Source organism: Nocardioides nanhaiensis, assembly GCF_039542785.1.
Classification (GTDB): Bacteria; Actinomycetota; Actinomycetes; order Propionibacteriales; family Nocardioidaceae; genus Nocardioides; species Nocardioides nanhaiensis.
In genome coordinates, this window is sequence record NZ_BAABIM010000004.1 from 254,357 (window position 1) to 275,801 (window position 21,445).

Consider the following 21,445-nt stretch of genomic DNA (forward strand, 5'->3'; position numbering starts at 1 on the left):
GGACCGAACCTTGCGCCTCCTGAACCGCTCCGCAGGACGAGTCTCCCGGCACCGCCGGGGGCCCCTCGCCGGGCTCGTCATGCTGCTGTTGGGCCTGCTGGTCACCGGCGGCCTCTACGCCACCCTCGCGCCCGCCACCGCCGAGGAGACCTCCAACCAGGAGGACCTCGTCGCCGAGGGCCGCGAGCTGTTCCTCCTGGGCTGCTCGTTCTGCCACGGCCAGAACGGCGAGGGCGTCCTGACCCAGGAAGGCGCCCAGCTCGGCCCCGCCCTGGCCGGCACCGGCGCGGCCGCGGTCGACTTCCAGGTCGGCACCGGCCGCATGCCGTTGGTGCAGACCTCGGCCCAGGCCCCCAGCAAGCCCGAGATCTACAGCCAGGACCAGATCGACGCCCTCGCCGCCTTCGTCGCCTCGCTGGGCCCCGGCCCCGCGATCCCCGAGGAGAGCGACTACAGCACCGAGGGTCTCTCGCCCGAGGAGCGCGCCGAGGCCGAGGCCCGCGGCGGTCAGATCTTCCTCACCAACTGCACCGCCTGCCACAACTTCGCCGGCAGCGGCGGCGCCATGCCGCGCGGGGGCTACGCGCCCACCATCCGCGGCGTGGACCCCAAGTACATCTACGAGGCGATGCTCACCGGCCCGCAGTCGATGGACAACTTCTCCAACGGCAACATCCCGCCGGAGTCCAAGCGCGACGTCATCGCCTACATCGAGTCGCTCGAGGAGAAGCCCGGCTACGGCGGCTTCGGCCTCGGCGGCCTCGGCCCCGTCGCTGAGGGCCTCTTCGCCTGGGTCGTCGGCGTAGGCTCACTGGTGGGCTTCGCCATCTGGATCGCGGCCCACACCACCCGTACGTCTCGCAAGAAGAAGAGCGAGCTGGCAGCAGAGGGAGCAGACGCGTGAGCACCCTGGAGGAGCGCGGGTCCGACAACACCCCCGCCGTCCCCGAGCCGATCCCCAACCCGGGTCTGCCTGCACACACCTGGCGCCCCACGGACGTCGACCCGGCCAAGGAAAAGCGCGCAGAGCGCCAGGTCGCGGCCTTCTTCCTGGTCTCGGCCATCTGCTCGGTCCTCTTCGTCGTCAGCTACTTCGCCTTCGATGTCGGCGACAACTGGACCACCTTCGGCGGCCTCGGCGCCTCCACCCTGTTCCTCGGCCTGACGCTCGGCATCGGCCTGATGAGCATCGGTGTCGGCGTCATCCACTGGGCCCGCAAGCTCATGGCCGACCACGAGATCATGGAGATGCGCCACCCGGCCGCCTCCTCGGTCGAGGACCGCGAGGCCACCGTCGAGGCGCTCAACACCGGCATCGAGGAGTCCGGCATCGGCCGCCGCCCGCTGGTGCGCAACTCGCTCCTCGGCGCCGTCGGCCTCATCGGCATCGCCCCGCTGGTCGCGCTGCGCGACCTCGGCCCCACCCCCAACGAGGTCGCCGAGGACGCCGACTACCCCGGCGCCGGTCTCTACCGCACCGTCTGGCAGCAAGGCATGCCGATCGTGCGCGACGCCATCGGCACCAAGATCAAGGCCGAGGACCTCGAGGTCGGCGACCTCGTGAACGCGGCCCCCGAGATCCTCTACCCCACCGAGGAGAACGGTTGGGAGGGCGCCCTCGAGGGAGTCGAGGTCCAGATCACCAAGTCCAAGGCCGCGCTGCTGCTGCTGCGCATGGACCCCGCCGAGATCCAGGCGGCGCCAGGTCGTGAGAACTGGACCGTCGACGGGATCATCGCCTACTCCAAGATCTGCACCCACGTGGGTTGCCCGATCTCGCTGAACGAACGCACCACGCACCACCTGCTGTGCCCGTGCCACCAGTCGACCTTCGACCTCGCCGACGCCGGCAAGGTCATCTTCGGTCCGGCGGCACGGCCCCTGCCCCAGCTGCCCATCGAGGTGGACTCTGAGGGCTACCTGGTCGCCGTGAGCGACTTCGATGAGCCGGTTGGACCGAGCTTCTGGGAGCGGAACAAGGGATGAGCAACTCCTCCTTCGACACCAGCAAGGTGGCCAGCACCAACGCCACCGCTGCTACTGCCGCCAAGCCGACCAAGGCCGGCGTCGTCGCCAACTGGGCTGACGAGCGTCTGGGCCTCGGTACGGCGATGAAGAAGAACCTGCGCAAGGTCTTCCCCGACCACTGGTCGTTCATGCTCGGCGAGATCGCCCTGTGGAGCTTCGTGATCCTGCTCCTCACCGGTGGCTTCCTGACCCTGTGGTACGACCCCTCGATGGCGGAGGTCACCTACGAGGGTGCCTACGACCCCATGCGGGGCGTGCACATGTCGGCCTCGTACGCCTCGACGCTGCACCTGTCCTTCGACGTGCGCGGCGGCCTGCTGATGCGTCAGATCCACCACTGGGCGGCGATGCTCTTCATCGCCGCGATGCTGGTGCACATGATGCGGGTGGCCTTCACCGGCGCCTACCGCAAGCCCCGCGAGCTCAACTGGGTCATCGGCTGCATCCTGCTGCTGCTGGGCACCATCGAGGGCTTCACCGGCTACTCGCTGCCCGACGACCTGCTCTCCGGCACCGGCGTCCGCGCCGCGGACGGCTTCATGAAGGCCTCGCCGGTCATCGGCTCCTACATGTCGTTCTTCATCTTCGGTGGGGAGTTCCCCGGCGAGGCGGTCATCCCGCGGTTCTACGTGGCCCACGTGCTGCTGATCCCCGGCATCCTGCTCGCCCTGATCGCCGCCCACATGCTGCTGCTCGTCTACCACAAGCACACGCAGTGGCCTGGCCCCGGCCGCACCAACGACAACGTCGTCGGCTACCCGATGCTCCCCGTGTACGCCGCGAAGGCCGGTGGTTTCTTCTTCATCGTCTTCGGCGTCACCGCCGTCATGGGTGCGCTGCTCACCATCAACCCGGTGTGGCAGTACGGGCCCTACGACCCGACCAAGGTCACGGCCGGCTCGCAGCCCGACTGGTACATGGGCTGGCCCGACGGTGCCCTGCGCATCATCCCGGGCTGGGAGTCGGAGATCTTCGGGTACCTCATCTCGTGGAACGTGATGATCCCGATCCTGATCCTGCCGCCGCTCATGCTGATGGTGCTGATCCTGCTGCCGTTCATCGAGTCCTGGGTCACCGGCGACAAGCGGGAGCACCACCTGCTGCAGCGCCCGCGTGACGCTCCGACGCGCACCGCGGTGATGGTGGCCCTGATGACGTTCTACGGCGTCCTGTGGGCCGCCGGCGGCAATGACATCATCGCCATCAAGCTGCACCTGTCGATCAACCAGATCACCTACGCGTTCCGCGTGCTGACGTTCCTGGGTCCGATCATCGCGTTCATCATCACCAAGCGCTGGTGCATCTCGCTGCAGCGCCACGACCGCGAGAAGGTGCTGCACGGCTACGAGACCGGCGTCATCATGCGGTCTCCCGAGGGCGGCTACAGCGAGCGTCACCTGCCGATCAGCGAGGAGAAGGCCTACTCCCTCACCGCACGCGAGCGTGACGAGGTCTGGAGCCCGGAGTCGGAGACCGACGCCAACGGCATCCCGGCCCCCGGCACGCGCGTCAACCGCCTGCGGGCCCGGCTCTCGGCCAACATGTTCGGCGACAACGTGCAGCCCCCGACCCGCGAGGAGATCGAGGCTGCGCACCACCACGCCGAGCACGAGCACCAGCTGCAGTCGGCGCTCGACGGTCGCTCGGCCGACGGCCACCAGTTCGACGGCCACCACTCGGTCGAGGGCGAGACCCTGAGCCGCGACGACTGAGTCGCAGCACCGCTCCACCAGCACGACCTCGAAGCCCGCTGGACCCGCACCCGGGTCCGGCGGGCTTCGGCTTTGCACCCCCCTCCCCACCGACCCGGCGCGGCTGCGCACGGGTGGGACGCCGACCCGGCGCGGGTGCGCACAGGTGGGACGCCGACCCGGCGCGGCTGCGCACGGGTGAGACGCCGACCCGGCTTCAAAGCGCACGGGTGAGACGCCGACCCGGGCTGGTACAGGCCGGGTCGGCGGGCCGCCCTCGCCGAGACAGCGCTGGTACGGCTCGAGATCAGCTCACGCGATCCTGACCGTGCCACGCCCGCTGACCCGCCCGTTTCCGTGCGCGGGCGACGCCTTCGCGCAAACGCCACGGTGCGGTCTGCTGCTGGCCATAGACATCCGCAGCCGTGAAGACGTCGATCTCCCACCCCTCGTGCTGCTCGAGCCACCTGCGCCGCTCCAGGTCGTGCTCCCATCTCTCGGGGCCGTGCCACCGCGGACCGTCGTACTCGGCCGCGTACTTCAGGTCGGGGCATCCGAGGTCGAGGTAGAGGGTGTGGCCACGAGGACCCGGCACAGGGACCTGGACGCTCGGATAGGGCAGGTCCGAGCAGTCGATCCAGTGCCGGAGCAGCCCGCACTCCCCCGACGACTGGGTGCCACGCACGACGTGAGGCGCCCACGCGCGCAGCGTGCGCACCCAGCGGTAGCCGTGGAAGCGCGGAGAGTCCACCTCGCGACGGAACGCCCCGAGGTCCAGCTCGGGGACGTTCGCCATCGCGCACATCGCCTCGAAGGCCTGGCCCGGGTGACGTCGACGTCCGAGGTCGCAGGTGGTTCTGACCAGGGAGGTCACCGCGATGCCGTCCACCACCGTGATCTCGTGCGCCAGCAGACTCCGTTCCCCGCTGTCTGCGAGCTTGCTGCGCAGCCGACGACCCGGCGGCAGGTAGATCGCCACTGGAGGCACCTCGAGGTGGGCGTTCGCGGGCAGCACCATGGGGGCGCCGTGCAACCAGGCAGCTGTGTGGTCGGTGACGACGGCGTCCTCCGGCGCCGTCAACCGCAGGCAGGCCGCGCGAAGCGCGAGGCCGTCCTCGAGCTGGGTCACGTGGTAGGCGCCGCGGACCGGGCTGATCACCAAGCCCTGCTCGCGCCAGCGTTGGAGTCGTCGGCCATCCACTCCTGCCTGCTGCGCCTGCGCCGCAGTGAACGGACGATCGAGAGGCAGGTTGCTACTGGCGCCCAGGAAGGCCGGCGGGCGCTCCGGATTGACTGTCACGCCTTCAACCCTGCACCGGGACGGGCAGGATCCGCGCCGTCGATCCTGGACCTGTGGAAAACCCGTGGGGAGGCACAGACCTGCCCCGCCGACCCGTGCGCTCCACGGCCGGGTCGGCGTCTGACCTGTGCGCTTTCGGGCCGGGTCGGCGTCCTACCTGTGCGCTTTCACGCCGGGTCGGCGTCCTACCTGTGCGCTTTCACGCCGGGTCGGCGTCCTACCTGTGCGCTTTCGGGCCGGGTCGGCGTCCTACCTGTGCGCTTTCCGGCTGGGTCGGCGTCTGACCTGTGCGCACTCACGCCGGGTCGGCGTCCTACCTGTGCGCTTTCCGGCTGGGTCGGCGCCCCACCCGTGCGCACTCACGCCGGGTCGGCGGGAGAGGGTCAGCTGAGGGCGGACCCGGTCTGGTACTCGGGCCAGGAGACGTTCCAGTCGGTCCAACCGTTGCCAGGCTCCATGGGACGGTCCGAGCCGGTGTACTCGACGACGTCGCCACGCTTGGACATGGAGTACAGCCAACCGGCGTCCTCGGTGGAGAGGCCGGTGCAGCCGTGGGAGACGTTGGCGTTGCCCTGCGAGGAGACCGACCAGGGGGCGGCGTGGATGAATTCACCGGAGTTGGTGACCCGCATGGCCCACTGGACGTTGTCGATGTTGTAGCCGTCGGCGCTGTCGTTGGGGATGCCCACGGTCTCGGAGTTCATCGTCTTGGAGTCGAACATCTCCATGATGACCTTGACGCCCGTACGGGTCGTGAACTTGGGCTGCTCGCCCGTGGTGATCGGGAGGGTGCGCAGCAGCTCACCGTTGCTGAACACCTTCATCTCGTGGCTGACCATGTCGACCTTGTAGATGTTGGCGTCACCGACGGTGAAGTCGACGTTGCGGCTCTCCTGGCCGTAGAGGCCGTTGCCCGCCTCGACGCCGTTGACGTCGACGTCGACGCTGACCTGGGTGCCGGGCTTCCAGTAGGTCTTCGGGCGCCAGTGCGCGATGTTGTCGCTGAGCCAATACCAGCTTCCGGCCTGCTTCGGCGTGGTCTGCACGCTCATGTGGCGCTCGAAGCTGGCGCGGTCGGTGACCGGGAGGTCGAAGTTGACGATGACCGGCATGCCGACGCCCACCTCCTCGCCCTGGAGCGGGGAGACAGACGGGTAGACCTGCTGGTCGAGCGTCAGGGCCTGGGTGCTGAAGCGCGAGGAGGCGCGCACGCTCTCGCCGTCCTCGCCGGTGGCGACGCTGCGGACGGTGTAGGTGACGCCGGGCTCGAGACCGCCCGTGGAGGACCAGGCGGCGCCGCCGTCGGCCATCTCGCCCTGGACGGCGCCGGCGGGCGAGGTCACCTTGACCGAATCGAGGGTGCCGTCGGCCACCTCGACGGTGACGACCTTGCTGACGGGCACGTCGCTGGCGTTCTGGCGCACGTTGGTGCTGACGACGGCCGCGCCCGCCTCGGCGCCGCTCCCGCCGTCGGCACCGGCACTGCCCGCCGCAGCGGTGGTGTCGTCGGGACCAGCACCGGGCAGCGCCGAACCTGCATCGCAGGCCGTCAGGGCGAGAGTGGTCAGCAGGAGGGAGACGGCGGCAGCAGCCGGCCGCAGGTGCCGGGAACGCATGGGTGCTCCAAGAAAGACTCGAGAGACTGGTGCGACCGAGTGGCCGCTCGCCCAGGGTAACCGCTGGTACGGACCATTCCGATTCGGCACGGCGCGGGGTATCTCACCCGCACCGGAGGCAACCTTCGGCCCCTCTCGCGCGTCGTGCGCAGACCGGGACCCGGTCGGCGCACGATCAGCGGCGGTGCAGCAGGAGGAGCCTCAGTGGGCGTGCTCGCCGCGGTAGTACTCGAAGACGAGACCGCACAGGGCCAGTGCACCGGGCACCGAGGCGATGATGAACAGCCACCACGCGCCGGCAGCGATGCCGAAGACCATCGTGGCGAGCGCCGCGGCGCACCACAGCGGCCACCACGAGTACGGCGGGAAGAAGCCGAGCTCGCCGGCGCCGTCGGCGATCTCGGCGTCCTTGCGGTCCTCGGGCCGGGGGTCCATGCGCTTGGCGTGGAACCCCAGGTAGAGGGCCACCATCGCGGTGAGCAGCGTGGTCATGACCAGCGCCGAGGTGCCGGTCCAGTCACCGCCCTGCTCGGTCGCGTCCGTCACCAGCCAGTAGGCGGGCGTGACCAGCACCAGGAACACGGTGCAGACCACGAAGATCCAGGCTTCCGCCTTCATCGGTCGTCGTCTCCCTTGCTGTCGCGGTTGTCGGTGCCACCGGTGGTGTCCGTGCCATCGTGGCCGCGGACGACCTCCTCACGGCCCTCCATGTCGGGGGCGTCGGCGAAGCCGCCACCCCGCATGCCGGGGTTGTCGTCGAGCTCGATGGCGGCGATCTCCGGGTGGTGCAGGTCGAAGGCCGGCGACTCCGAGCGGATCCGCGGGATGGTGACGAAGTTGTGGCGCGGCGGCGGGCACGAGGTGGCCCACTCCAGCGAGCGGCCCCAACCCCACGGGTCGTCGACCTCGACCTTGGGGGACTTGCGGGAGATGTAGACGTTGTAGAAGAACGGCAGCGTCGAGGCGCCCAGCAGGAAGGCACCGATGGTCGAGACCTGGTTGAGCACGGTGAACCCGTCCTCGGGCAGGTAGTCGGCGTAGCGACGGGGCATGCCCTCGACGCCGAGCCAGTGCTGCACCAGGAAGGTGAGGTGGAAGCCCACGAACAGCACCCAGAAGTGCAGCTTGCCGAGCCGCTCGTCGAGCATCCGCCCGGTCATCTTCGGCCACCAGAAGTAGAAGCCGGCGAACATCGCGAACACCACCGTGCCGAAGACCACGTAGTGGAAGTGCGCCACCACGAAGTAGGAGTCCGAGACGTGGAAGTCCAGCGGCGGGCTGGCCAGGATGATGCCGGTCAGACCACCGAACAGGAAGGTCGTCAGGAAGCCGATCGACCACAGCATGGGGGTGTCGAAGGACAGAGATCCCCCCCACATCGTGCCGATCCAGTTGAAGAACTTCACTCCTGTCGGCACCGCGATCAGGAACGTCATGCCCGAGAAGAAGGGCAGGTTGACCGCACCGGTGACGAACATGTGGTGCGCCCACACCGCGACCGAGAGGATCGCGATGCCCAGGGTGGCGCCGACCAGGCCGACGTAGCCGAACAGCGGCTTGCGGCTGAAGACCGGCAGGATCTCGGTGACGATGCCGAAGAACGGCAGCGCGATGATGTACACCTCGGGGTGCCCGAAGAACCAGAACAGGTGTTGCCACAGGATCGCTCCGCCGTGGGCGGTGTCGAAGACGTGGGCGCCCAGCTGGCGGTCAGCCTCCAGGGAGAGCAGCGCACCGGCCAGCACCGGGAAGGCGATGAGCACCAGCAGGCTGGTGACCAGCGTGTTCCAGACGAACAGCGGCATCCGGAACATGGTCATGCCCGGGGCGCGCATGCACACGATCGTGGTGATGAAGTTGACCGCGCCGAGGATCGTGCCCAGGCCGGCGAGCCACAGACCCATGATCCACAGGTCGCCCCCGACGCCCGGCGAGCGGACGGCGTCCGACAGCGGCGTGTAGGCGAACCAGCCGAAGTCGGCCGCACCCTGCGGGGTGAGGAAGCCGGAGGCGGCGATCAGGCTGCCGAACAGGAACAGCCAGTAGCTGAACATGTTCATGCGCGGGAACGCGACGTCGGGCGAGCCGATCTGCAGCGGCATGATCACGTTGGCGAAACCGAAGAACAGCGGCGTCGCGAACAGCAGCAGCATGATCGTGCCGTGCATGGTGAACAGCTGGTTGTACAGGTCGTCGTTGACGACCTGCGAGCCCGGGTAGGCCAGCTCGGCGCGGATCAGCATGGCCATCAGGCCGCCGATCATGAACCAGGCGAACGAGGTGACCAGGTACATCTTGCCGATCAGCTTGTGATCGGTGGTGGTCATCAGCCGCACGAGCTGCTGGCCCAGCGGCTTGCGGCTCGGCAGCACCGTCTCGGTGGGAGTGGGCTGCGGCGCGGTGGTGGTCATCGGCACTCCTCAATGAACTCCTGGGAGGCCTCCTCGGGAAGACCCACCTGGGTGCAGACAAGGTCAGGCCCGAGCAGGGGCTCGTCCGAGATGTCTCCACGCTCGGCCATCTCGTCCAGGCGCAGCTGGTACTCCGCCTCGGAGACGACCTCGACGTTGAAGAGCATGCGCGAGTGGTAGATCCCGCACAGCTCGTAGCACTTGCCCGCGTAGGTGCCCTCGGTGGTGGGCGTGACCTGGAAGTGGTTCTTCTGGCCCGGCATGACGTCCATCTTCATCAGGAAGCCGGGGACGCCGAAGTCGTGGATCACGTCGGGGGTGCGGAGCTCGAACCGCGTGGTCTGGCCGACCGGCAGGTAGAGCGTCGGGATGATGTTGCCCGTGCCGGCGGTGTAGACGTTCTGGCCGTCGACCGACTCGGGGTAGTTGAAGGTCCAGGACCACTGCTGGCCGACCACGTAGACGACGTTGTCGGGCGGGGAGTCGTCCAGGACGATGTTCTGCACGCGCACGGTGTGGGAGAAGAACACCACGACCATGATGATGGGGAAGATCGTGTAGAAGATCTCCAGCGGCAGGTTGTAGCGCGTCTGCACGGGGATCTCGTCGTCGCTGCGACGACGGAACCGCACGACGGCGTAGAAGATCAGGCCCCACACGAAGACGCCGACGACGAGCGCGGCGATCCAGGCACCCTGCCACAGCGACAGGATGTGAGTGCCCTCCTCGGTGACCGGCTCGGGCATGGCGAAGCGCTTGCCCTCCTCGGAGCACCCGCTCAGCACCAGCACGGCCGTGAGCGGCAGTGCGGTGAGGGCGAGGCGGCGCAGGCGACGCGTCTTCTCGACGGGGCGCTCGGCGAGCTGCAGACCCACGGACGAGCCTTCCTCTCAGACGGCGGGAGAACCACGGTGTTCAGCGACGTCTCAGGACGATCTCAGAACACGGCCAGCGTATCCGAGTGCACCCCGCAACCGGGGTCCGGGTGGGCACTAACGTCGCAGTTGTGACAAATGCCGCGACGCTCCTGGACGCCGCCTCCGGCGAGCCGCTGCACCCGGCCGCTCGCGAGACCTTCGCCGCGGCCCTCGACCAGGGCTGGTCGGACCCGCGGCGGCTGCACCGCGAGGGGCGCCGGGCCCGGCTGCTGCTCGACAACGCCCGCGCGGTCGTGGCCGAGTGCCTGGAGCTGCGCGACGACGAGGTGGCCTTCGCACCGACGGGCACCGAGGCCGTGCAGCGGGGACTCCTGGGGCTGCTGGAGGGGCGTCCCGGGGCCGCGCGGGAGATGGTGCACGGCGCCGTCGAGCACTCCGCGGTGCTGCACACCGCCGCCTGGTCGGCCCGGCGCGAGGGCACCAGGCACCACAGCGTCCCGGTGGACGCCCTCGGACGGGTGGACGCCGCCGCCTTCTGCGAGGCGGCCCGCTCCCCCGGCGTCGGCGTCGCGGCGCTGCAGAGCGCCAACCACGAGGTGGGCACCCGTCAGCCCGTCGACGACCTCGACCTGCCCGCCGGGCTGCCGCTCCTCGTGGACGCCACGAACACCATCGGTCGCGACCCGCTGCCGCGGCAGTGGGCCGTGCTCACCGCGCCGGCCCGGGCGTGGGGCGGTCCGGCGGGGGTGGCGCTGATGGCGGTGCGTCGACGCGTGCGGTGGAGCAACCCGTGGCCGGGCGACGACGAGCGCGACGGCCCGGGACCGGTGGACGTGCCGGCCGCGCTGGCAGCCGCCGCGGCGCTGCGGGCGACCCTCGAGGAGCAGCCCGAGCGCGACGCGCGCCACCGACGGCTCGTGGACCGGGTGCGGGCCGCCGCGGCGACGCTTCCCGACGTCGACGTGGTGGGCGACCCCGTGGACCGCGCCCCACACCTGCTGACCTTCTCGTGCCTCTACGTGGACGGCGAGGCGCTCGTGCACGCCCTGGACCGGCGCGGCTTCGCCGTGGCCAGCGGCTCGGCGTGCACGTCGTCGACGCTCGAGCCCAGCCACGTGCTCTCCGCGATGGGGGCGCTGACGCACGGCAACGTGCGGATCTCGCTGCCGCGCGAGGTGCGCGAGGAGCAGGTGGAGGCGTTCTGCGCGGCGCTCCCCGAGGTGCTCGTCGAGCTCCGAGCCGGGCTGGAGCTGTGAGCGAGCAGCCCCTCCTCGAGCTGGACTGCCGGGGCATGCCCTGCCCCCGGCCGATCATCGAGCTCGCGCGACACCTGGCCGATGTGGCTCTCGGCGGTCTGCTGGCCGTCGTGGCCGAGGATCCCGCCGCCCGCGCCGACGTGCCGGCCTGGTGCCGGATGCGCGGCCAGGAGTACGTGGGCGCCGACACCGCCGCGGACGGCGTCGCGCGCTACACGGTGCGTCGCCTCTCCTGACGTCGACCCGCGCACGCTGCGCCGGGTCGACGTCCACCCGGCGCAGCGAACGACAGGTCAGTGCACGTGGGCGGCGACCTCGGCGGAGGCTTCGGCGCCGTAGGAGTCCTCGACGCGGGCCACGAACTCGGCGGGCGTGAAGTCGTACTCCTGGGTGCCGACGGTCTCGACCACGTAGGCGGCCAGCACGCAGCCCACCTGGGCGGCGCGCTCGTCGGAGAGACCCCAGGCGAGCGCGGCCAGGAAGCCGGCCCGGAAGGCGTCGCCGACACCGGTGGGCTCGAGGGCGGCGACGTCGCGGGCGGCCGGCACCTCGAAGCTGGCGCCGTCGCGGCGGGTGACGCGCACGCCGTCCTTGCCCAACGTGGTCACCTGCAGCTCGACCTTCGAGAGCACCTCGTCGGCCGACCAGCCGGTCTTCTGCTCGATCATGTGCGACTCGTACTCGTTGGAGAACAGGATCGCGGCGCCCTCGATGAGGTCACGGATCAGCTCGCCGTCGCTGAAGGCCAGCTGCTGGGAGCAGTCGGCGATGAAGCGGTAGCCCCGCTGGCGGCACTCGTGGGTGTGGCGCTTCATGGCGTCGGGATCGTCGGCGCCGATGAGCACGTAGGCCGGCTCGCCGACGCGCGCGACGATCGGGGCGAGCTCGATCTGGCGCGCCTCGCTCATGGCACCGGGGTAGAACGAGGCGAACTGGGCCATCGTGGAGTCGGTGGTGCACACGAAGCGGGCGGTGTGCAGGGTCTCGGAGATGTGGACGGCGTCGCAGTCGACGCCGTGGCGCTCCAGCCAGGAGCGGTAGTCGGCGAAGTCCTCCCCCGCCGCGCCCACCAGCACCGGGCGCAGGCCGAGCCGGCCCAGCCCGAAGCACATGTTCGGCGCCACTCCGCCGCGCCGGATCTCCAGGTCCTGGACCAGGAAGGAGACCGAGAGCTTGTCGAGCTGCTCGACGACGAGCGAGTCGGCGAACTTGCCGTGGAAGGACATGAGGTGGTCGGTGGCGATCGAGCCGGCGACCAGCAGGGGGGCAGACATGGCGCGAACACTACCGAGCGGTACCGGTACGACTACGCGTCAGTAGCCCCTAGCGTCGATCACATGACCGCCTACGACGACCTGGCCACGCCCGCCCAGATGGCTGCCGACTGCGCGGAGGTCGGCCGCAACCTGGGTCTGCCCACCGCCGAGCAGCGCCACGAGGCCCGCCTGGCACGCGCCGCACGCGCCGCCACCCGGCCCGCGCCGAGCATCGCCTACGACGACTTCCCGCGCGAGGTCGTCAAGCGCGACATCGCCGTCAGCGACGCCGCCAAGCGGCTCGCCGACGCGCTGCACCTGCACCTTGACTGAGGTCCGCGCAGGACTCCTGACGACGACGAAGCCCCGGTCCGTGAGGACCGGGGCTTCGTCGTGCTTGATGCTGCGTATGCGGCTGCGGGGGTTTCGACGCGCCCGTCGCGGCTTCCCGAGCTCAGCCGCGGGGCTTGCTCAACCACCGACAGTCACGTCGGCTGCGCCGCCGTGACTCAGTGGAAGGAGTCTCCGCAGGCGCAGGAGCCGGTGGCGTTCGGGTTGTCGATGGTGAAGCCCTGCTTCTCGATGGAGTCGACGAAGTCGATCTCGGCACCGTTGAGGTAGGGGACGCTCATCCGGTCGACGACGACGGCGACGCCGTCGAAGTCGGTGAGGACGTCACCGTCGAGGGTGCGCTCGTCGAAGAACAGCTGGTAGCGCAGACCGCTGCAGCCACCGGGCTGCACGGAGATGCGGAGCTGGAGGTCGTCGCGACCCTCCTGCTCGAGGAGGCTCTTCACCTTGGCGGCAGCCACCGAGGAGAGGTTGATCTGGTCGGTGCGGCGCTCGGTGGTCTCGACCTGCTCGGTCATGCGTGCTCCCTGGGGTCGCTGGTCGTGGATCGTTCCTACGGTTCAATCGTCGCACACGGCGGGGTATTCCCCGATCCCCCGGCTCAGCGCGACCAGGTCCGTGCCACCCGCTCCGCCAGCGCGGCGAGCGAGCCCGCAGGATCGGCGAACGCCTGTTCCTCGCCCACCAGGTCGACCAGCGAGTAGGCCGACTCGACGCCGAGCGCGCGCATCTCGCGCGACCCGACGAGCACCTGGCCGGCCAGGGCCACGCAGGGCCGGACGGCGGCGGCGGCCACCTCGGCGACGCCGTAGGGAACTTTGCCGCTGCGGCTGGAGAAGTCGAAGGCGCCCTCGCCGGTGAGCACGAGGTCGGTGGCGCGCGCCCGGTCGGCCAGCCCGACGGCGTCGGCCACCACGTCGAGGCCCGGGCGGCGGGTGGCGCCCAGGCACAGCAGGGCGTACCCGAGGCCGCCCGCGGCACCAGCGCCCTTCTCGAGCGAGGTGCGCCGGTCGGTGGCGACGGCGAAGGCCTCGAGCCAGCCGTCGACCTCGGCGATGCGCTCCTCGGCCACGCCCTTCTGCGGCCCGAAGACCTTGGTGGCCCCGAAGAGCCCGGTGAGCGGGTTGTCGACGTCGGAGGCCACCACCAGCGTGGCGTCCGGTGCAGCGGGCAGCTGCACCGCGGTGACACCGCCGAGCCCGCGGGCGCCCTGGTCGAGCGGCCGGTCTGCGGTGGCCCCGAGGGCGGCCAGCAGCCCGGCCCCGCCGTCGTTGCTGCCGGAGCCGCCGAGACCCACCACCACCGTGCGTGCGCCGGCCTCGAGCGCCCGCGCGACGAGCACGCCGACGCCGTAGGAGGTGGCCTCCTCGCCGCGCTCGCCACCGGTGAGGTGGACCCCGCAGGCCTGGGCGCTCTCCACGTACGCGGTGTCGCCGACCATCAGCGTCGTCGCCGGCACCTCCTCACCGAGGGGCCCCGGTACCACCGAGGCCATCAGGTCGCCGCCGAGCGCCGCGTGCAGCACGTCGACGAAGCCCGGGCCGCCGTCGGCCATCGGCGCGAGGTCGAGCTCGTCGTCGGGGGCGCGACGGCGCCATCCCTCGGCGATGGCCTCCGCGGCCTCGACCGCGGTCAGCGTGCCGGCGAACTTGTCGGGGGCCACGAGAACGCGCATGCCGACCATCCTCGCGCACCCCCGTCGCCCTAGGGTCGGGGCCCATGAGCCCCGCGAGCCCGATGGTGCGCCCGATGCGTCCCGACGACGTCGCGACCGCCGAGCGGCTCAGTGCCGAGGCGTTCCTCGACGTCGACCGGCGGATGCTGCGGGCCGGCGATCCCGAGCCGGCTCTGCGACCGGCGACCCGTGCGGGCGACTGGCGCTCGCGCACCGAGCACCTGCTGCGCACCGACCCCGGGGGCTGCTGGGTGGCCGAGGGCGAGACCGGGATGCTGGGCTTCGCCACCAGCCTGGTGCGCGAGACCACGTGGGTGCTGGCCACGTTCGCCGTCCGGCCCGAGCACCAGGGCCAGGGGCTCGGCCGGGCCCTGCTGGGTGCCGCGCTCCACCACGGCCGGGGCTGCCTGCACGGCATGCTGGCTGCCTCCGACGACCCGCGGGCGGTCCGCACCTACGCGGCGGCGGGCTTCTCGTTCCACCCGCAGATGACCCTCGAGGGCACGGTAGACCGCTCGGTGATCCCCGTGGTGAGCAAGGTGCGCGAGGGATCGGCCGGCGACACCGAGCTGCTGGACTCCGTGGACCGTCGAGCCCGCGGCGCCGCCCACGGACCCGACCACGCCTGGATGCAGGACGCGTGGCGGCTGATCGTCTCCGACACCAGCACCGGGTCGGGCTACGCCTACCTCTCGGGCGGGGGCCGGCTGGAGCTGCTGGCGGCGACCAACAGGCGCACGGCCACCCGGATGCTGTGGGCAGCCCTGGCCGACGGGCCCGCCACCACCGCGGTGCGTCACGTGACGGCTGCCAACGCGTGGGCGGTCGAGGTGGGTCTCGCCGCCCGCCTCGCGCTGCGCACCGAGGGCTACCTGGCCCTGCGCGGCGTGCCCAGGCCGCCCGCTCCCTACGTGCACCACGGCGCCCTGCTCTGAGGGCCTGACCTGAGAGGGCTGCTCTGAGAGGGCTGCTCCGAGAGGACTGCCGCTCAGTCGGTCTGGTCGGTCTCGGGCGTCCTCAGCCGCCAGGGCCCCACGCGGCACTGGCCGTGCTCGTCGCCACCCGCGGCGACCACGGTGCCGTCGGCGCGCAGCCCGAGCGTGTGCCGGCTCCCCGCGGCCACCGCGACGACGTCGCGCCAGGATCCCGTGCGGCACTGGCCCGCGGAGTCGTCGCCGGCCGCGAGGACAGTGCCGTCCGCGAGCAGCGCGACTGCGTGCCGGCTCCCGGAGGTCATCGCCCGCACGCCGCGCCACTCCCCCACCTGCTCGTGCGCGGGCAGCTCGCCGGCCACGAGCACGCGTCCGTCGTCGGTGAGGCCGAGGGTGTGCAGGTAGCCGGCGGAGACCGCGGTCAGGTCGCTCCACCCCGCGACGCCGCACTGGCCGCGTCGGTCGCTGCCCGTGGCGGAGGCGGTGCCGTCGGCGTGCACGGCCACCGAGTGCCAGTCACCGGCACTGACGTCCACCACGTCGCGCCAACCCTCGACGTCGCAGGCGCCCTCGGCCCGGCGGCCGGCGACGAGCACCGTGCCGTCGCGCCGCACCGCCAGGGTGCGCCGCCACCCCGCGGCAGCGACGACGACGTCGCTCCAGTCGCCGACCTCGCACTGCCCGTCCTCGTTCCAGCCCGCAGCGGCGACCGTGCCATCGGCCAGGAGGCCCACGCTGTGGGAGCGGCCGGTGTTGTCGGCGGCGTGGACGCTGCCCGCGGTCACCGCGACCACCTCGCGCCAGGCGCCCACCTGGCTCTCGGGGGACCGAGGCGCGCCGGAGGCCAGGACGGTGCCGTCGGGGCGCAGGCCGAGTGAGTGACGGCGTCCTGCCGCGATCACGCCGCTCACGCCACACCACCCAGGGCGGTCCGCACCAGCTCGAGGTCGCTGCGCCGCCACGGCCACCCGCTGATGCGCAGCTCGCCCACCGTGGTGCCGAGCAGCAGCGTCGGTCGCCAGCGACCTGAGAGCGGCGGCACGGCGACGACGTCGCGGCGCGGCACCCGCTGGAGGACCGAGGACTCGTCCACCTCGCCCCGCAGGGCGCGACCGAGTCCGCGCAGGTGCGAGCGGGTCTCACTGCGACCCCGCCGGCTCAGCGCCGAGCGCGCAGCCATGGCCGTGGCGCCCACGTGCAGTGCCACGTAGGCCACGAGCGCGACCACCAGCAGCCCTGCGGCCGCGTAGCTGAGCACCGCCTGCGCGCCGCCGTCTGCGTAGGCGGAGGCCACGAAGGCGCACACCGCCAGGACGACCGGCGCGGCGACCACCCACTCGACGTCGTCGCGCCAGGAGGCGTGCTCCACGAGCAGCAGCCCCTCGGCGTCGACGTGCAGGGCGACGCGGCCGTGCGCCGAGCGCACGGGACCGGTCTGCAGGGTTCGCTGGCGCACACGCCCACCGTGGCACACCGTCAGCCGACCGACACCACGACCCGCCCGGACGGCGGGGCTCCTAGGATGAGGACATGACGACTGTCGACCTGCCCCTGCTGCCGCTCGGCCGGGGGCGCGACGTCGCCTCGGAGCGCGGCGTCGAGTGCCCTGGCGACCTGCCGGCGGCCTCCGACCCGGGCCTCGTGGCGCGCGCCCGCGCCGCGAAGGAGGCGCTGGGCGAGCGGGTCTTCGTGCTCGGGCACCACTACCAGCGCGACGAGGTGATCGAGTTCGCGGACGTGACCGGCGACTCCTTCAAGCTGGCGCGCGAGGCGGCGGCGCGCCCCGACGCCGAGTACATCGTCTTCTGCGGCGTGCACTTCATGGCCGAGTCGGCCGACATCCTCACCGCTCCCAGCCAGCGCGTCGTCCTCCCCGACCTCGCCGCCGGGTGCTCGATGGCCGACATGGCGCGCCTGAACCAGGTGGAGTCCGCCTGGGAGGCGCTGGCCGAGGCCGGCGTGCAGGAGCAGGTCGTCCCGGTCACCTACATGAACTCCAGCGCCGACATCAAGGCGTTCTGCGGCCGCAACGGCGGCGTCGTGTGCACCTCCTCCAACGCCGAGGTGGCGCTCGAGTGGGCCTTCGGGCAGCGCGGCGAGGGCGAGGGCAAGGTGCTCTTCCTGCCCGACCAGCACCTGGGCCGCAACACAGCCGTGCTCAAGATGGGCCTCGAGCTCGGCGACTGCGTGGTCTGGAACCCGCTGCTGCCCGGCGGCGGCCTCACCGAGGCGCAGCTGCGCGACGCCCGGATGATCCTGTGGAAGGGCCACTGCTCGGTGCACGGGCGCTTCTCGGTCGACGTCGTGCGCGAGCTGCGCGCTCGCGACCCCGAGATCCAGATCCTCGTGCACCCCGAGTGCCAGCACGAGGTGGTGCTCGAGGCCGACCTGGTGGGCTCCACGGAGTTCATCATCGCCACCATCGAGGCGGCCCCGGCCGGCTCGTCGTGGGCGATCGGCACCGAGCTCAACCTGGTCAAGCGGCTGGCCGACGCGCACCCGGACAAGAAGATCGCCTTCCTGGACCGCAACGTCTGCTACTGCTCCACGATGAACCGCATCGACCTGCCGCACTTCGTGTGGGCGATGGAGTCGTTGGTCCGCGGCGAGGTGGTCAACCAGATCACCGTCGACCCCGAGACCGAGCGCGAGGCGCTGGTGGCGCTCGAGCGGATGCTGGCCCTGCCGGGCAAGACCCACCGCGACTGAGCAGCACCGGCCACGTCCGCACGTCCGTGGCACTGCGGACAGGAACTGACCGGATGGCGCGACAGGCTGCGGGCATGACCACACCCGCACGCACCGTCCAGATCACCCTCGACTGCCCCGACCCGCACGCCCTCGCGCTGTTCTGGGCCGCCGCGCTCGGCTACCAGCTCGAGCCGCCGCCGCCGGGCCACGCGTCGTGGGAGGACGCGCTGGAGGCGTTCGGCGTGCCGCCCGAGCGGCGCAACGACCGCTCGGCGGTGGTGGATCCCGCCGGCCAGGGCCCGCGCCTGTTCTTCCAGCGCAGCGAGGGACCCGTCCCCTCCGGACGCCGGGTGCACCTCGACGTCCGGGCCGCTCCCGGCCTGCTCGACGAGGAGCGGATGGCGGCGCTCGAGGCCGAGTGCCGCAGGCTCCAGGCGCTCGGCGCCCGCCTGGTCGAGCGGCACGAGCCGTCACCTCCGCTCGAGCGCGGGCACCTGGTGCTCAGCGACCCCGCCGGGCACGTGTTCTGCCTCGACTGACCGGCTCGGGGCACGGCTGGCGGATCAGACGGGCAGCTCGAACCACACGGTGGTGCCGTGCTCGCCGTCGGAGAGCACGCCGATGGTGCCGGCGTGCGCCTCGACGACGCGCCGGCAGATCTCCAGCCCGATCCCGGCGCCCGCGAGCCCGCTCCCCTCGGGAACGCCGCGCACGCCGTGCTGGAAGATGCGGTGCTGACGCTCCACCGCGATGCCGGTGCCGTTGTCGGAGACCGTCACGTGCTGCATGAGGCCACGCTGCTCGGCCTGCACGCAGATCCGCAGCGGCCGGTCGGGGTGGCGGTAGCGCGCGGCGTTCTCGACCAGGTTCTGGACCAGGGTGCGCAGGTGCGCCGGGTCCCCGAGCACCGTGGGAAGCGGCTGCACCTCGACGGTCGCGTCGGTCAGCTCCACGCGGAGGTCGTCCAGCACCTCGTCGACCAGGCGCTGCAGGTCGACGTTGGTGCGCTGGAGCTGGCCGTCGATGGTGGCGTGGCTGAGCACGCTGTCAACCATGTGGGCCAACCGCTCGGAGGCCGCGACCGACTTGTCGAGCAACCAGCGGACCTCCTCGGCGTCCGCGCCGGACCGCTCCTCGACGTCCATCTCGTCCCGCAGCAGCTGCAGCGTCATGGAGATGCTGGTCAGCGGGGTCTTGAGGTCGTGGCTCACCCGGCTGGCGAAGCCGCCCAGCCGCGCGTTGGAGCCGTCGAGCTCTCGGTTGCGCAGGCTCAGCTCGAGCACGTCGACGACGCTGTCGGCCACCGTGCGCAGGTCGTCGAGGCGCACCTGGTCGATCTCGCGCGGCTCGGTGTCGAAGACGCACAGGCGCCCGATGACGACGCCGCGGGCCGTGACGAGCTGCTGGGAGGCGTAGAACCGGATGGCGGCACGGGTGCCGTCGACGAAGGGGTTGCCCGCGAACCGCGGGTCGAGGGCCATGTCCTCGACGACGACCGCGCCGGGCTCCTGGAGCACGACGTCGCACAGCGAGTCCTCCCGCGCGCAGACGTCGGCGGTGAAGCCCACCGTCGCCAGCTGGTACTGCTCGTGGTCGGTCACCAGGTCGATGGCCGACAGCGGCATGCCGGTGACCGAGGCGGCCAGCCGCGCGAGGCCCTGCAGCGCCTCGCTGGGCGGCCGGCCGACGACGTCGTAGCGGGTGATCGAGGCGAGGCGGGCCGAGTCCTCGGCCCGCTCGTCCTCACTCGCACCGGGTAGAACCGGCTCGACAGACCGCACTTGGAAACGGTAACCCACGACCTGTCACGACGCGGCCGAACACGGGCGAGCACGGGCGAACACGGGCGAACAGCGCAGGTCACAGGCCCGGCGCGCCCCAGACGGCGAGCCAGCGACCCAGGTCCTGCTCGAGCGGCAGCTCACCGGTGAGCGCGTCCTTCGCCTGCACCTCGAGCATGTTGTCGCGCTGCCGCTCGCCCACCGGCGCGAAGGGGTAGAAGGTGCCCTGCTTGTAGAGGTACACCAGGCCCAGGCGCCGTCCGCCCGGCCCCTCGAAGCCCACCACCGTGCACAGCAGGCCGGAGCCGAAGCCCTGCGCCTCCAGGGCGGTGTTGACGGCGTGCAGGCCCGTGCACAGACCCTCGGTGCCTGACCCGGGTTCGCGGTCGATCTCGATCCAGCTGTAGCCGAAGCCGTCGTCGCTCAGGCGCACGTCCGGCGCCTCGCCGGTGCCACGGAGCAGCTCCACCACCTCGGCGCGCGTCTCCTCGAAGGCTGCTCCCGCGGCGGCCCGGAAGCACACGGCCCCGTCGCCCGTGGGGCGGTAGCCCAGCGTGGTCTCCAGGGCGATGGCCGCGCTGGGCACGAGGAACAGCGAGTCGAGGTTGGCCTGCTTGGGCTTGCTGCGCCCGAGGATGGAGTCGAGGAAGCCCATCAGCGCGTGGGCCGGCCCAGCTCGGTCTGGATCTTGGCCAGCTGCTCGAGCCGCTGCTCGAGGGAGGGGTGCGTGGAGGTCAGCGTCTTGAGCGAGACACCCTTGACGGCCGGGGCGATGCACAGGGCGCTGGCGGCGCTGACCTGGCGCAGGTCGCGGTCGGGGATCTGGTTCATCCCCCCGCTGATCTTCTGCAGGGCCGAGGCGAGGGCGGCGGGCTTCATCGTCAGGTAGGCGCCGGCCCGGTCCGCGGACATCTCGCGGTAGCGGGAGAGCAACCGCAGCAGCACGAAGCTGACCGCGTAGACGACGACGCTGATCAGGAGCACGACCAGCCAGACGGGCAGGCCGCTGTTGTTGTCGCGGCTACGGCCACCGAACATGGCGCCGTACTGAGCCCCCTGGGTGAGCATGCCGGCGGCGATGCCTGCCGAGGACGCGACGGTCATCACGAGCACGTCGCGGTGCGCGACGTGCGAGAGCTCGTGCGCCAGCACACCCTCGAGCTCCTCGGCGGTGAGCAGGTTGAGGATGCCGGTGGTCACGCACACCACCGAGCGGTCCGGTGAGCGACCGGTCGCGAAGGCGTTCGGCACCGAGGTGTCGGCGATGCCGACGCGCGGCTTGGGCATGTCGGCCATCGCGCAGAGCCGGTCGATCATGCCGTGCAGCTCGGGCGCCTGCTCCGGCGTCACCTCGCGCGCCCGCATCGCCTTCATGGCGATCTTGTCGGAGGAGGACCACTGGTAGACGGCCACGCCGATGCCGACGATGCCGACGAGCACACCGAGGCCACCGCCCACCGCGGCCGCGATGCCCACCACGAGGACGACGAACACCAGCCCGAGCAGGAACATCACCAGCGTCATGCGCGTGGTGAGACCTCGGTCCGGGATGAAGCGACTCTGTGCCATGACCCCAGTC

At 71.3% G+C, this 21,445-nt stretch carries 22 protein-coding genes; 9 read left to right on the forward strand and 13 right to left on the reverse strand.

All coding sequences use genetic code 11. The features are described 5' to 3' along the window. Positions 1–10 precede the first annotated feature (10 nt). The 3 genes from qcrC to qcrB are packed head-to-tail and all read left to right on the forward strand — an operon-like array spanning position 11 to position 3,740. Positions 11–904, forward strand: a complete 894-nt coding sequence (gene qcrC, locus ABD948_RS18250; protein WP_486348263.1) for a cytochrome bc1 complex diheme cytochrome c subunit — start codon at positions 11–13, stop codon at positions 902–904. Next, on the forward strand, positions 901–1,986 hold the full coding sequence (qcrA, locus tag ABD948_RS18255) for a cytochrome bc1 complex Rieske iron-sulfur subunit (RefSeq protein WP_345268529.1): 1,086 nt from the start codon (positions 901–903) through the stop codon (positions 1,984–1,986). Before qcrC ends, qcrA begins: the two co-directional genes overlap by 4 nt. Next, on the forward strand, positions 1,983–3,740 hold the full coding sequence (gene qcrB / locus ABD948_RS18260) for a cytochrome bc1 complex cytochrome b subunit (RefSeq protein ID WP_345268531.1): 1,758 nt from the start codon (positions 1,983–1,985) through the stop codon (positions 3,738–3,740). Before qcrA ends, qcrB begins: the two co-directional genes overlap by 4 nt. 286 nt (positions 3,741–4,026) lie before the next feature. Here the strand turns inward: qcrB and ABD948_RS18265 are convergent, their stop codons facing one another. From ABD948_RS18265 to ctaC, 5 genes are all read right to left on the reverse strand, one after another. Next, positions 4,027–4,878, reverse strand: a complete 852-nt coding sequence (locus tag ABD948_RS18265; protein WP_345268533.1) for a hypothetical protein — start codon at positions 4,876–4,878, stop codon at positions 4,027–4,029. Between the two features lie 524 nt (positions 4,879–5,402). After that, on the reverse strand, positions 5,403–6,635 hold the full coding sequence (locus ABD948_RS18270; protein WP_345268535.1) for a L,D-transpeptidase: 1,233 nt from the start codon (positions 6,633–6,635) through the stop codon (positions 5,403–5,405). A 201-nt stretch (positions 6,636–6,836) separates the two neighbouring features. Continuing rightward, positions 6,837–7,253, reverse strand: a complete 417-nt coding sequence (locus tag ABD948_RS18275) for a cytochrome c oxidase subunit 4 (RefSeq protein WP_345268537.1) — start codon at positions 7,251–7,253, stop codon at positions 6,837–6,839. After that, on the reverse strand, positions 7,250–9,046 hold the full coding sequence (ctaD, locus tag ABD948_RS18280) for an aa3-type cytochrome oxidase subunit I (RefSeq protein ID WP_345268539.1): 1,797 nt from the start codon (positions 9,044–9,046) through the stop codon (positions 7,250–7,252). Before ctaD ends, ABD948_RS18275 begins: the two co-directional genes overlap by 4 nt. After that, a complete protein-coding gene (gene ctaC / locus ABD948_RS18285) occupies positions 9,043–9,921 on the reverse strand; it encodes an aa3-type cytochrome oxidase subunit II (RefSeq protein ID WP_345268541.1) in 879 nt (292 codons plus the stop codon). The genes ctaD and ctaC overlap by 4 nt, the downstream gene beginning before the upstream one ends. 131 nt (positions 9,922–10,052) lie before the next feature. On the opposite strand from ctaC, the gene ABD948_RS18290 reads away from it, so the two are divergent. Both ABD948_RS18290 and ABD948_RS18295 read left to right on the forward strand, forming a co-directional pair. Continuing rightward, the gene (locus ABD948_RS18290) at positions 10,053–11,180 is read left to right on the forward strand and encodes a cysteine desulfurase family protein (protein ID WP_345268543.1); all 1,128 of its coding nucleotides are present in this window, start codon (positions 10,053–10,055) and stop codon (positions 11,178–11,180) included. Continuing rightward, the gene (locus tag ABD948_RS18295) at positions 11,177–11,416 is read left to right on the forward strand and encodes a sulfurtransferase TusA family protein (RefSeq protein WP_345268545.1); all 240 of its coding nucleotides are present in this window, start codon (positions 11,177–11,179) and stop codon (positions 11,414–11,416) included. Before ABD948_RS18290 ends, ABD948_RS18295 begins: the two co-directional genes overlap by 4 nt. Positions 11,417–11,473: 57 nt before the next feature. On the opposite strand, the gene ABD948_RS18300 is transcribed toward ABD948_RS18295, so the two are convergent. Continuing rightward, positions 11,474–12,454 (reverse strand): carbohydrate kinase family protein, encoded by a 981-nt coding sequence (locus ABD948_RS18300; protein ID WP_345268547.1) that lies wholly within the window; start codon positions 12,452–12,454, stop codon positions 11,474–11,476. A gap of 63 nt (positions 12,455–12,517) precedes the next feature. On the opposite strand from ABD948_RS18300, the gene ABD948_RS18305 reads away from it, so the two are divergent. After that, entirely contained in the window at positions 12,518–12,769 is a 252-nt protein-coding gene (locus tag ABD948_RS18305; RefSeq protein WP_345268549.1) for a hypothetical protein, read from the forward strand. Positions 12,770–12,945: 176 nt separating this feature from the next. On the opposite strand, the gene erpA is transcribed toward ABD948_RS18305, so the two are convergent. Then, positions 12,946–13,305, reverse strand: coding sequence for an iron-sulfur cluster insertion protein ErpA (erpA, locus tag ABD948_RS18310; protein ID WP_345268551.1), 360 nt, complete (start codon positions 13,303–13,305; stop codon positions 12,946–12,948). 83 nt (positions 13,306–13,388) lie between these two features. Beyond that, entirely contained in the window at positions 13,389–14,462 is a 1,074-nt protein-coding gene (locus tag ABD948_RS18315) for a glycerate kinase family protein (protein WP_345268553.1), read from the reverse strand. A 44-nt stretch (positions 14,463–14,506) separates the two neighbouring features. On the opposite strand from ABD948_RS18315, the gene ABD948_RS18320 reads away from it, so the two are divergent. Beyond that, a complete protein-coding gene (locus ABD948_RS18320; RefSeq protein WP_345268555.1) occupies positions 14,507–15,397 on the forward strand; it encodes a GNAT family N-acetyltransferase in 891 nt (296 codons plus the stop codon). A 53-nt stretch (positions 15,398–15,450) separates the two neighbouring features. Here ABD948_RS18320 and ABD948_RS18325 read toward each other — a convergent pair whose 3' ends face one another. Next, the gene (locus ABD948_RS18325; protein ID WP_345268557.1) at positions 15,451–16,305 is read right to left on the reverse strand and encodes an RCC1 domain-containing protein; all 855 of its coding nucleotides are present in this window, start codon (positions 16,303–16,305) and stop codon (positions 15,451–15,453) included. Next, positions 16,302–16,850: a hypothetical protein gene (locus ABD948_RS18330; RefSeq protein ID WP_345268559.1), complete on the reverse strand. Its 549-nt coding sequence runs from the start codon at positions 16,848–16,850 to the stop codon at positions 16,302–16,304. Before ABD948_RS18330 ends, ABD948_RS18325 begins: the two co-directional genes overlap by 4 nt. A gap of 74 nt (positions 16,851–16,924) precedes the next feature. Between ABD948_RS18330 and nadA the strand changes: the two genes are divergently transcribed. Together nadA and ABD948_RS18340 are read left to right on the forward strand one after the other, a co-directional pair. Beyond that, a complete protein-coding gene (gene nadA / locus ABD948_RS18335; RefSeq protein ID WP_345268561.1) occupies positions 16,925–18,103 on the forward strand; it encodes a quinolinate synthase NadA in 1,179 nt (392 codons plus the stop codon). A gap of 74 nt (positions 18,104–18,177) precedes the next feature. Next, entirely contained in the window at positions 18,178–18,624 is a 447-nt protein-coding gene (locus ABD948_RS18340) for a VOC family protein (protein ID WP_345268563.1), read from the forward strand. A 24-nt stretch (positions 18,625–18,648) separates the two neighbouring features. Here ABD948_RS18340 and ABD948_RS18345 read toward each other — a convergent pair whose 3' ends face one another. The 3 genes from ABD948_RS18345 to htpX all read right to left on the reverse strand — a co-directional run bounded on the left by ABD948_RS18345 (position 18,649) and on the right by htpX (position 21,435). Further along, positions 18,649–19,866 carry a sensor histidine kinase gene (locus ABD948_RS18345; RefSeq protein ID WP_345268565.1) on the reverse strand — a complete coding sequence of 406 codons (1,218 nt, stop codon included), beginning with the start codon at positions 19,864–19,866 and terminating at the stop codon, positions 18,649–18,651. A gap of 79 nt (positions 19,867–19,945) precedes the next feature. After that, a complete protein-coding gene (gene pspAB, locus ABD948_RS18350; protein WP_345268567.1) occupies positions 19,946–20,521 on the reverse strand; it encodes a PspA-associated protein PspAB in 576 nt (191 codons plus the stop codon). Beyond that, positions 20,521–21,435, reverse strand: a complete 915-nt coding sequence (gene htpX / locus ABD948_RS18355) for a zinc metalloprotease HtpX (RefSeq protein ID WP_345268569.1) — start codon at positions 21,433–21,435, stop codon at positions 20,521–20,523. Before htpX ends, pspAB begins: the two co-directional genes overlap by 1 nt. Positions 21,436–21,445: the final 10 nt, after the last annotated feature.

Coding starts and splice junctions, on each gene's coding strand:
- qcrB (WP_345268531.1), top strand. CDS start 1,983: ATGAGCAACTCCTCCTTCGACACCAGCAAGGTGGCCAGCACCAACGCC.
- ABD948_RS18270 (WP_345268535.1), bottom strand. CDS start 6,635: ATGCGTTCCCGGCACCTGCGGCCGGCTGCTGCCGCCGTCTCCCTCCTG.
- ABD948_RS18275 (WP_345268537.1), bottom strand. CDS start 7,253: ATGAAGGCGGAAGCCTGGATCTTCGTGGTCTGCACCGTGTTCCTGGTG.
- ctaD (WP_345268539.1), bottom strand. CDS start 9,046: ATGACCACCACCGCGCCGCAGCCCACTCCCACCGAGACGGTGCTGCCG.
- ABD948_RS18300 (WP_345268547.1), bottom strand. CDS start 12,454: ATGTCTGCCCCCCTGCTGGTCGCCGGCTCGATCGCCACCGACCACCTC.
- ABD948_RS18305 (WP_345268549.1), top strand. CDS start 12,518: ATGACCGCCTACGACGACCTGGCCACGCCCGCCCAGATGGCTGCCGAC.
- erpA (WP_345268551.1), bottom strand. CDS start 13,305: ATGACCGAGCAGGTCGAGACCACCGAGCGCCGCACCGACCAGATCAAC.
- ABD948_RS18315 (WP_345268553.1), bottom strand. CDS start 14,462: ATGCGCGTTCTCGTGGCCCCCGACAAGTTCGCCGGCACGCTGACCGCG.
- ABD948_RS18320 (WP_345268555.1), top strand. CDS start 14,507: ATGAGCCCCGCGAGCCCGATGGTGCGCCCGATGCGTCCCGACGACGTC.
- nadA (WP_345268561.1), top strand. CDS start 16,925: ATGACGACTGTCGACCTGCCCCTGCTGCCGCTCGGCCGGGGGCGCGAC.
- ABD948_RS18340 (WP_345268563.1), top strand. CDS start 18,178: ATGACCACACCCGCACGCACCGTCCAGATCACCCTCGACTGCCCCGAC.
- pspAB (WP_345268567.1), bottom strand. CDS start 20,521: ATGGGCTTCCTCGACTCCATCCTCGGGCGCAGCAAGCCCAAGCAGGCC.
- htpX (WP_345268569.1), bottom strand. CDS start 21,435: ATGGCACAGAGTCGCTTCATCCCGGACCGAGGTCTCACCACGCGCATG.